This is a genomic window from Clostridioides sp. GD02404, from assembly GCF_045898275.1.
Taxonomy (GTDB): domain Bacteria; phylum Bacillota; class Clostridia; order Peptostreptococcales; family Peptostreptococcaceae; genus Clostridioides; species Clostridioides difficile_A.
This window is the reverse complement of record NZ_JBJOCA010000050.1, coordinates 1-9,352: the sequence shown is the minus strand read 5'-3', so window position 1 is coordinate 9,352 and position 9,352 is coordinate 1. Positions and strand designations below refer to the sequence as shown.

Here is a 9,352-nt window from a genome sequence, read left to right as displayed (position 1 = left end):
AAGGTGGGTATTGTTATGATAAATAAAATAGGAAAGATAAGTCTATATGTAAACAATCAAGAGGATGCAAAACTTTTTTGGACAGAGAAATTAAACTTTGTAGTAACTTATGAAAAGGAAATGGGACCAAATATGAAATGGGTAGAAATAGCACCAAGTAAAAATGAATTTACAACATTTGTACTGTACGATAAAAATCTAATGATGAAGCAAAATAAAGAGATAGAGGTATCTCATCCATCAATAATTTTGAGTACAAGAGATATTAATGGAACTTATGAACAAATGGCTAATAATAAAGTTGAAGTTGGTGAATTAATGGAAATGCCTTATGGAAGGATGTTTTCTTTTAAAGACCAAGATGGAAATGATTATTTGGTTAGAGAAGATAAATGATTTTACAAAGTATTAAATTTACTCAATATCTGATATAATTAGAGACAATAATTATTATAATTTTAGTCTAAGACTATGATTATACAATTAAAAATCAATTGTAAATTTTGAGTAGAGGTGATAAAATGTTTAAGAAAATGGCAGTATTAAAAGATATAGCAACTAAAATAGGACGTAAAAAAGCTTATGAGTTATTAGAAATGGTTGAAGGCAATGATGCTTTTATAGCTGAGGTAAAGATAAAAAAGAATGGAATAGAATCTAAAAAAGAAGAGATTATGTTAAAAGATAATCAAAAAATAATACTAGAGTATATAGAAGGTTAAATTTTAAATACATATAAGTTTATAATAAGAATTTTTTAAGATGAGTTAGTATAAGACTCATCTTTTTTATTTTTTATAAGATTGTTTTATTATTTAATACATATTTTGTCTCTTTGGAGTTGCTGGTATATAAAAATTACTGATATAATAAAAGAATGGATATCAATGTAATATTTTACAGAAAAGAGGGGTATTATGCTTGAAATAAAAAATCTTTCCTTTAATGTTGAGTCTAACAATGAGGAACTAGGAATAATAAATGATGTTAGCCTTTCGTTTGAGAGAGGAAAACTTATTGTTATCACAGGACCAAATGGTGGAGGAAAATCCACAATTGCTAAGCTAATAATGGGGATTGAAAAAGCCACTAGTGGTCAGATAATTTTAGATGGAGAAGATATAACAAATCTTAGTATTACAGAAAGAGCAAAGAGGGGGATAGGATATGCATTTCAACAGCCACCAAGAATAAAAGGCATGACTGTTGAAAATCTACTTACACTTGCTCATGGAAAACCATTGTCTACAGATGTATGTTGCCAATATCTTACAGATGTTGGATTGTGTTCAAAAGACTATTTAAATCGTGAAGTTGATAACTCGCTTTCTGGAGGAGAAATGAAAAGAATAGAGATAGCAACTCTTTTTGCCAGAGATTTAAAGGTTTCTATATTTGATGAACCTGAGGCAGGGATAGACCTTTGGAGTTTTGGAAAGCTTAATGAAAGTTTTAAGAAAATACATGAGGAGTCTGACCAAACTATAATTATAATTTCTCACCAAGAAAGAATATTAGAGTTAGCTGATGAAATAATTGTTTTACAAGATGGTTCAGTAAAAAGCCATGGAACAAAAGATGCTATATTACCTGAAATCATGTGCCAAGTTAATTCAAGTTGTGAATTAATGAAAGATATGAATTAATTAGAAAGGAAGGCAAATTAAATGAACAAAACAGATTTAAATCTTTTAGAAAAAGTTGCTGAACTTCGTGGAACTCCATTAGGAGCATACAATATACGTAAAAATGGGCAAGGAATAGAAAGACATTCAACTGAAAATGTAACTATAGTTCCTAAAAATGATAAACCTGGAATTGATATTATAGTAAAACCAAACACAAAAGGCGAAAATGTCCATATACCAGTAATAGTAACAGAAGCTGGTGTGCAGGATATGGTTTATAATGATTTTGAAATTGGAGAAAATGCAGATGTTGTTATAATTGCTGGATGTGGAATACATAACTGTGGTTGTGATGATAGTGAACATAATGGAATACATAGATTTTTCTTACGTAAAGGAGCTCGCTTAAAATATGTAGAAAAACATTATGGTGAAGGTGATGGAGAAGGAAAAAAAATCTTAAATCCAGTTACTATTGTTAATATGGATGAAGATTCATATTGTGAGATGGAAACAATTCAAATTAAGGGTGTAGATTCAACTAAAAGGGAAATGGATGCAAACCTAGGTAAAGGGGCTAAAATAGTTGTATTTGAGAAATTATTAACTCATGGAAATCAAGTTGCAGAATCTAATATGAAGGTTGTTTTAGAGGGAGAAAATTCGTCTGCTCAAGTAATTTCTCGTACAGTTGGGCAAGATAATTCTAAGCAAAAGTTTAATCCTTGCGTTATTGGGGATTCTCTTTGTTCTGCACATGTTCAATGTGATTCAATAATCATGGGAAATTCTCAAATTAGTGCTATACCTGAGATTGCAGCAAACCATCCGGATGCTCTCTTAGTGCATGAGGCAGCAATTGGAAAGATTGCAGGAGACCAAATACTAAAGATGATGACATTGGGTCTTACTGAAGAAGAGGCTGAGCAACAAATACTTAATTGCTTCTTAAAGTAAATTGAAGTTTTTATTTAATTTAATATAATGAGTATAGTATAATATAATGAATAAGTCTAAAATATTTTTATTTTAGACTTATTTTCTTTATGTAAGAAAAACTATTAGAGAAATTATACTGTAATTAGGATGTGGAATAGATGAAAAATTTACTTATAAGAAATGGGACAATAATATCTCCAAAGGATGGTATCAAGTTTGAAAAAAAAGATATCCTGGTTTTGCATGGGAAAATATATGATATTGGATTGAATCTCAAAGAAAAAATAAGAAAAGAAAGATTACTTACAAACAAAGAGTTTGAGATAATAAATGCTGATAATATGTATATTTCTCCAGGATTTATAGATGTTCACACCCATTGTTATAAGAGAAAATTACCTACAGGTATGGACTCTGATTCAATTGGAATTGAAAAAGGTTCAACAGTTATATTTGATGCGGGTACAGCTGGCCCTTTAAATTACTATGATTTTAAGAAAAAATATATGGATCAGTGTAAAACTGAAGTATATTCATTTTTAAATGTAACAAATGAAGGATTAAATATACTGAATGAGTCTACATCTTTAGATGTCATAAATTTTGATGATGTCGAGTCTGTTGTGGAAAAAAATATGGACAAAATAAAGGGCATAAAGGTAAAAGCAAGCAAATTTCAATCTAATGAAAATGCTATAGATATAGTTAAAAAATCAAAACAAGTTGCTAAGAAATTAAATTTACCATTAGTGGTATATATAGGTGAGCATCCATCATATATAGATGAAGTAATGAATATTTTGGGTAAAGGAGATGTAGTTACACCTGTATATGGAAACAGTGCAAATGGAATATTTAATGAATTTGGCATGCTAAGAGAATCAGTAATAAATGCAAAGAATAGAGGAGTATTATTTGATGTGTGTTATGGATTAGACCAGTTTGATTTTAAAGTTTTTAAAAAAGCAATAAATCAAGGATTAGAACCAGATTTAATAAGCACAGATATGCATATAAAAAATATGAAAGACATAAATTATTCTCTTTTAACTGTTATAAATAAAATTATGGAACTTGGAATATCTTTAGAAAAATGTATAGAAAAAGTAACTGAATATCCAACAAAAATTTTCGATTTACATTCAAATAAGGGCGGAATAAAGGTTGGTGGAGAAGGTGATTTTACTATATTTACAATGGAGAAGAGTAACGATATTATAAAAGACTATAATGATAATGAATTAGTTTTAAATAGAAAATTAAGTTTACAATATACTGTAAAATCATGGATGAAAAGTAGCGAAGTTTATAGACATGGATATGAATATACTATAATAAATTAAGCAATCGTGATAAAATAATAAATATATGTTTAAATTGGCATATATTGGATAAATATCTAAAGAAACAATAATTAAAAAAAGATAATTTTAGGGGAGGTATTTTAGTATGAAAGCATTTGTCGATAAGGATGTATGTGTAGCTTGTGGAGCATGTATAGGAACATGCCCAGACGTTTTTAGTATGAGTGATGAAGGACATTCAGTTGCAATTGAAGGGGAAATACCAGCAGATTTACAAGATTTATGTAAAGAAGCAGAAGAAGGATGTCCAGTTTCAGCTATAACAGTTAAATAGAACGATTTAGATTTATTTTAACACCAAACATATAAGATTCAATTATTACTTAAGCTATAGTATTAGAAACTTCTATTACTATAGCTTTTTAAAATAGATAAATATAAAATAGGAGATATTACTTTTTATAAATATGGAGGATTTAAATATGAAGAAAAACTATGAAATAGTGTTGTTTGATTTGGATGGAACGCTTACAGACCCTAAAGAAGGAATAACAAAGTCTATTCAATATTCATTAGATAGTTTTGGTATAAAAGAAGATTTAGATAACTTAGAACAATTTATAGGACCACCATTACATGATACTTTTAAAGAATACTATAAATTTGATGATGAAAAAGCTAAAAGAGCTGTTGAGAAGTATAGAGAATATTTTTCAGATAAAGGGATATTTGAAAATAAAATTTATAAGAATATAAAAGAGATATTAGAAATGCTCTATACAAATGATAAAATAATATTATTAGCTACATCTAAGCCAACAGTTTTCGCAGAAACTATACTTAAATACTTTGATATAGATAGATATTTTAAGTATATAGTAGGTAGTAATCTTGATGGTACGAGGGTAAATAAAAATGAAGTTATACAATATGTACTAGATTTGTGTAATGTGAAAGATAAAGATAAAGTTATTATGGTTGGAGATAGAAAGTATGACATAATTGGTGCTAAGAAAATAGGAGTAGATTCTATTGGAGTGTTGTATGGATATGGTTCATTTGAAGAGATTAGTGAAAGTGAACCTACTTATATTGTCGAAAGTGTAGATTCTATAAAAGATATTTTGCTATAAATATCTTTTATAAACAAAAATAATACAAAATACTGTAGCATATTTAAAAATATGATATTATAATTAAGGAAGTCATTTAAAAAAGAGGAGGATGCACTTGAAATGAAATCTATTTTAATTATGGGTGGAAGCGACTTCATAGGTTCTGCACTTGCTAAGCGTTTAATTAAATGTGGGTATCAAATTGATATACTTACAAATGGTAAAAAGGAAATAGATTATACAGGTTTTAAAGAACATCTAATTTGTGATAGAAAAGTTCGCAAAGACATGGAAAACATTATCAGAGGAAGAAAGTATGATTACATATATGATATGACAGCATACACAAAAGACGATGTAAGTAATCTTATTGATTTTGTAAACCCAGATAGCCTAAAGAAATATATAGTGTTGTCAGCAGGAGCAGTATACAAAGATAGTGGGAGAAATGTTAAAGAAGAAAACGAGAAGGGCGAAAATGAAAACTGGGGAAAATATGGCCTAAATAAAAAAGAAGCAGAGGATTTCGTTATAAGTAGCTCTATACCATATATAATTATCAGACCAACTTATATATATGGGGAAAATAATAATTTATATAGAGAATATTATTTCTTCGAGAAAATAGAAAAAAATGAAAAAATACCAGTGCCAAAAGGAAAACAAGTAAGCAATCAATTTATATATATTGGTGATTTGGTAAAGGTATTAGAAAGTATAATGAAAAATCCTCATGTAAGAGAGGCCTATAATGTAACAAATCCACAGTTAATTTCTTGGGACGAACTTATACATACATGTGGAGAAGTTATTGGTAAAGAACCTATTATAAAGTATGTAGATATGGAAAAAGTAGAGTTTAGAGAAAGAACATATTTCCCATTTAGAAACATAGACTTCAATCTGGATATAAATAAGCTTATTGAACATGGGCTTTATATACCAAATGTATTATTAAAAGAAGGGCTTACAGCTACATATAAATGGTTTTTAGCTAATAAACCAAAAATGCATGACAGAAAAATGGACAAAGTTGAATCTGTGATGCAAATAGTCTAAGAAAGTAAATAAGTAGGTAGATGCTTTGAATTTAAGAGTTAAATCTTTTTTAAAAATTTTTATGCTGATATTTATTCTGATTTTTATATACTCAGTTGCGATAGAACCGAGTCTATTAATCGTGAAAAAATATAGTATAAATGAAAGTGGAAATTTAGTAAAAAATGATACAGTAAAGACTGAATCCGAAAGTATAAAAGTAGTTCAAATTTCAGATACTCAGATAGGTAGTTTTTACTCAACTAAGAACCTTAAAAAAGTGGCTAATAAGGTTAATGCTTTGAATCCAGATATAATAGTATTTACTGGTGATTTAATTGATTATTCCAATAAAAATCCAGATATAGATGAAATTACAGCTATCTTATCAAGTATGAATGCTAGGTTGGGAAAATTTTCAGTATTCGGCAATCATGATTATATGTATAAACTTCCTAGGTATTATAGACAAATTATGAAAAATTCCAACTTCAATCTTTTGATAAATGAAAATAAAAAGATAAAGTTAGCTGATGATAAGTATATTAATATATTAGGTGTTGATGAAATATTAAATGGAAATCCTGATATAAAATATCTAGAGAATAAGACTGATAAGAATAATTTTAATTTGTTATTAGCACATGAACCAGATTTAGTCGATATGTTTAGTAAAGATTCAATGAATTTAGTTTTATCTGGGCATAGTCATGGTGGTCAAATAAGAATACCTTTTAAAGGCGCCTTAGTTACTCCTCCATATGGAAGGAAATATACTAAAGGATTTTATGAGGTAAATGGAAATCACTTATATGTGAGTTCAGGTCTTGGAAGTACAAAGTTACCATTTAGATTTTTTAATATACCAGAAATAGTAGAATTTAACATTCTAATTTAATATGAAATACTATTTTATTTATTAGAATGGGTAGAAATTGCAAAAGTAGATTGAATTAAGTAAGATACAAATGTTCAAGTTATAATTAGTATATTAGATAATAGAAACATTATTAATAACTATTAAGATATAGATTAAAACAATATAAGATAAAAAAATATAGCAAGATTGTGTAGGTTATTTATGGTTTATTTATAATTAATACAATCTTGCTTTTTTGTAAAAGTATTAATTACTATTTAAATTTTTTATCTCTTCTTTATCCCATACAAACAGTTTTTCTGAATTATTTAAAGCACCAAATACATTTCTTTTAAAATCTGGCATCTCTTTATTTAAATCAGCAATAAGATTTTTTATGTATTCTCTTCTGGTATGACCATTTGCAGGGCATGGATTTGTTATAATAGGATAGTTAGAATCTTTTGAAATCTTCTTAGTCATATACTCTTCTATGTAAATCATAGGTCTTATGACAGTTAAATCTTGTCTATCTAAGTATGTTTTTGGAGAAAAACAATTTACTCTGCCTTCATAAAACATAGACATTAAAAATGTTTCAATTGCATCATCTTTATGATGTCCAAGAGCCACTTTATTACATCCCATTTTTTTAGCATTATCATTTAGGGCACCTCTTCTTAAATTAGCACATAATGCACAAGGATTTTTTTCTTGTCTTATATCAAACACAATTTCCTTTATATCAGTTTGAAATTCATAAAAGGGTACATCTATTTCCTCACACAATTTATTTAGTGGAGAATTATCAATACCACCAGTATTTAGAGTTATAGCTATCAATTCAAATTTTTGAGGAGAAAATCTCTGATAGCTTTTAAGTATATGAAGTAGTGTTAAACTATCTTTTCCACCAGATAGTCCAACAGCAATTTTATCATTTTCTTGTATCATATCAAAGTCTTGTATAGCCTTGCGAGCTTTACTAAGAAGTTTTTGTATAGACATTTTTAGCACCACCTTTCAAAAATATTAAATTTAAGATTTACTTAAGATTTACTTATAAAATACTTAAAATTTATACTCTAAAATTAACATTATAGACAAGCATACAAAAAAGGAGAAGATGTAGCCATGAAAAAAATTAAATTAATATTAGCTATTATTATAGTAGTATTTATAAGTGTATTTATATCTAAAGATAAATTTCTTATAAAAGATAAAACACCAACAGGAACTGCTCAATTTGCTTCAGAAAAAGATGTTGAATCAAATTCCCAAAATAAAAATCACTCAAATAGTATAGCAAATATATTACTGGTAAACAAGACAAATGGAATTAGTAAAGATTATGCTCCTGAAAATATTACTAAAGTAAATATACCTTTTGTTGAAGAAGCAACAGAAGAAGAAAAACAAATGGCAGGAGAACCTGCAAAAGCAGTGGAAGATTTAGTTAAGCAAGCTAGTGAAGAAGGAATACAGTTTTTAGGGTCTTCAGCATATAGGTCTTACAATACTCAGCAAGATACTTATACAAAAAGAGTAAAATCTCAAGGGCAAGAAAAAGCAGATGAATATGTGGCAAAACCTGGTCATAGTGAGCATCAGACTGGGCTTTGTATTGACTTAACAAATCCAGAGAGATGGTTTGTTGGTAGTACAAAAGAAGCTATATGGCTTGCAGAAAATGCTCATAAGTTTGGGTTTATAATAAGATATCCTAAAGGCAAAGAAGATATAACTGGTACAGCATATGAACCATGGCATATTAGATATGTTGGTAAAGATATTGCCGAGGAAATTTATTCAAGAGGATTAACTTTAGAAGAATATCTACAAAGCAAATAATATAAATATTTAAAATAAATTGTATTATATTGGAAGTGGGTAGGTGAAGAAATTTAATGGATTATTCTAACTAAAGTATAGTATAATTTTATTTGAATAAAAACTATGTACAAAGGTTAAGTTGGGATGTGTAAAAGTGGAAAATACAATTCTTGTTGTCGATGATGAAAAAGAAATAAGAGAGCTTATAGAGATATATCTTTTAAATAGTGGATATAGTGTAATTAAAGCTGAAGATGGAGAAGAAGCTATAGAAATTTTAAAAAAAGAGAATATTCATTTAATGGTGTTGGATATAATGATGCCCAAAATGGATGGTATAGAAGTTTGCAGAAGAGTTAGAGAAAGTTTAAATATACCAATACTTATGTTGAGTGCAAAATCAGAAGATATGGATAAAATACAAGGAATAATGACTGGTGCAGATGATTATCTGACAAAACCATTTAATCCACTTGAGCTCACTGTGAGAGTCAAATCTTTGATTAGAAGAGCATATTATTTTAGTGGTGCTAATAATGAAAATAAGAATACCATAGAAGTTGGAGCGTTATTAATAGATAAAGAAAAGCATAGTGTAACAGTAGCTGGGAAGGACATAACTTTAACATCAAGAGA

At 28.1% G+C, this 9,352-nt stretch carries 12 protein-coding genes; 11 read left to right on the top strand and 1 reads right to left on the bottom strand.

Annotated features, from left to right (window positions below):
• The first annotated feature begins 15 nt into the window (after nt 1–15).
• From Q3287_RS19075 to Q3287_RS19035, 9 genes are all read left to right on the top strand, one after another.
• Nucleotides 16–396, top strand: coding sequence for a VOC family protein (locus tag Q3287_RS19075; protein WP_054272043.1), 381 nt, complete (start codon nt 16–18; stop codon nt 394–396).
• Nucleotides 397–521: 125 nt separating this feature from the next.
• Nucleotides 522–722, top strand: a complete 201-nt coding sequence (locus Q3287_RS19070) for a hypothetical protein (protein ID WP_054272042.1) — start codon at nt 522–524, stop codon at nt 720–722.
• Between the two features lie 195 nt (nt 723–917).
• Nucleotides 918–1,646 carry an ABC transporter ATP-binding protein gene (locus Q3287_RS19065; RefSeq protein ID WP_054272041.1) on the top strand — a complete coding sequence of 243 codons (729 nt, stop codon included), beginning with the start codon at nt 918–920 and terminating at the stop codon, nt 1,644–1,646.
• Between the two features lie 21 nt (nt 1,647–1,667).
• Complete coding sequence (locus Q3287_RS19060; RefSeq protein ID WP_054272040.1) at nt 1,668–2,585, top strand: SufD family Fe-S cluster assembly protein; 918 nt, start codon at nt 1,668–1,670, stop codon at nt 2,583–2,585.
• A gap of 140 nt (nt 2,586–2,725) precedes the next feature.
• The gene (locus Q3287_RS19055) at nt 2,726–3,910 is read left to right on the top strand and encodes an amidohydrolase family protein (protein WP_407964655.1); all 1,185 of its coding nucleotides are present in this window, start codon (nt 2,726–2,728) and stop codon (nt 3,908–3,910) included.
• A gap of 106 nt (nt 3,911–4,016) precedes the next feature.
• On the top strand, nt 4,017–4,205 hold the full coding sequence (locus tag Q3287_RS19050; RefSeq protein WP_003422320.1) for a ferredoxin: 189 nt from the start codon (nt 4,017–4,019) through the stop codon (nt 4,203–4,205).
• A 148-nt stretch (nt 4,206–4,353) separates the two neighbouring features.
• The gene (locus tag Q3287_RS19045) at nt 4,354–5,004 is read left to right on the top strand and encodes an HAD family hydrolase (protein WP_054277807.1); all 651 of its coding nucleotides are present in this window, start codon (nt 4,354–4,356) and stop codon (nt 5,002–5,004) included.
• A gap of 102 nt (nt 5,005–5,106) precedes the next feature.
• Nucleotides 5,107–6,045: an SDR family oxidoreductase gene (locus Q3287_RS19040; protein WP_054272037.1), complete on the top strand. Its 939-nt coding sequence runs from the start codon at nt 5,107–5,109 to the stop codon at nt 6,043–6,045.
• Nucleotides 6,046–6,166: 121 nt separating this feature from the next.
• Nucleotides 6,167–6,922 carry a metallophosphoesterase gene (locus Q3287_RS19035; RefSeq protein ID WP_407964654.1) on the top strand — a complete coding sequence of 252 codons (756 nt, stop codon included), beginning with the start codon at nt 6,167–6,169 and terminating at the stop codon, nt 6,920–6,922.
• 228 nt (nt 6,923–7,150) lie between these two features.
• Here the strand turns inward: Q3287_RS19035 and Q3287_RS19030 are convergent, their stop codons facing one another.
• Entirely contained in the window at nt 7,151–7,891 is a 741-nt protein-coding gene (locus tag Q3287_RS19030) for a tRNA 2-thiocytidine biosynthesis TtcA family protein (protein ID WP_407964653.1), read from the bottom strand.
• A gap of 126 nt (nt 7,892–8,017) precedes the next feature.
• On the opposite strand from Q3287_RS19030, the gene Q3287_RS19025 reads away from it, so the two are divergent.
• Both Q3287_RS19025 and Q3287_RS19020 read left to right on the top strand, forming a co-directional pair.
• A complete protein-coding gene (locus Q3287_RS19025; RefSeq protein WP_054277805.1) occupies nt 8,018–8,734 on the top strand; it encodes a M15 family metallopeptidase in 717 nt (238 codons plus the stop codon).
• A 136-nt stretch (nt 8,735–8,870) separates the two neighbouring features.
• A partial coding sequence (locus tag Q3287_RS19020; protein WP_407964652.1) for a response regulator transcription factor occupies nt 8,871–9,352 on the top strand: 482 nt, incomplete at its 3' end.

Bases quoted from the DNA above. Each gene is read 5' to 3' on its own strand.
- Q3287_RS19075 (WP_054272043.1), top strand. From the start codon at position 16: ATGATAAATAAAATAGGAAAGATAAGTCTATATGTAAACAATCAAGAG.
- Q3287_RS19070 (WP_054272042.1), top strand. From the start codon at position 522: ATGTTTAAGAAAATGGCAGTATTAAAAGATATAGCAACTAAAATAGGA.
- Q3287_RS19065 (WP_054272041.1), top strand. From the start codon at position 918: ATGCTTGAAATAAAAAATCTTTCCTTTAATGTTGAGTCTAACAATGAG.
- Q3287_RS19060 (WP_054272040.1), top strand. From the start codon at position 1,668: ATGAACAAAACAGATTTAAATCTTTTAGAAAAAGTTGCTGAACTTCGT.
- Q3287_RS19055 (WP_407964655.1), top strand. From the start codon at position 2,726: ATGAAAAATTTACTTATAAGAAATGGGACAATAATATCTCCAAAGGAT.
- Q3287_RS19050 (WP_003422320.1), top strand. From the start codon at position 4,017: ATGAAAGCATTTGTCGATAAGGATGTATGTGTAGCTTGTGGAGCATGT.
- Q3287_RS19045 (WP_054277807.1), top strand. From the start codon at position 4,354: ATGAAGAAAAACTATGAAATAGTGTTGTTTGATTTGGATGGAACGCTT.
- Q3287_RS19040 (WP_054272037.1), top strand. From the start codon at position 5,107: ATGAAATCTATTTTAATTATGGGTGGAAGCGACTTCATAGGTTCTGCA.
- Q3287_RS19030 (WP_407964653.1), bottom strand. From the start codon at position 7,891: ATGTCTATACAAAAACTTCTTAGTAAAGCTCGCAAGGCTATACAAGAC.
- Q3287_RS19025 (WP_054277805.1), top strand. From the start codon at position 8,018: ATGAAAAAAATTAAATTAATATTAGCTATTATTATAGTAGTATTTATA.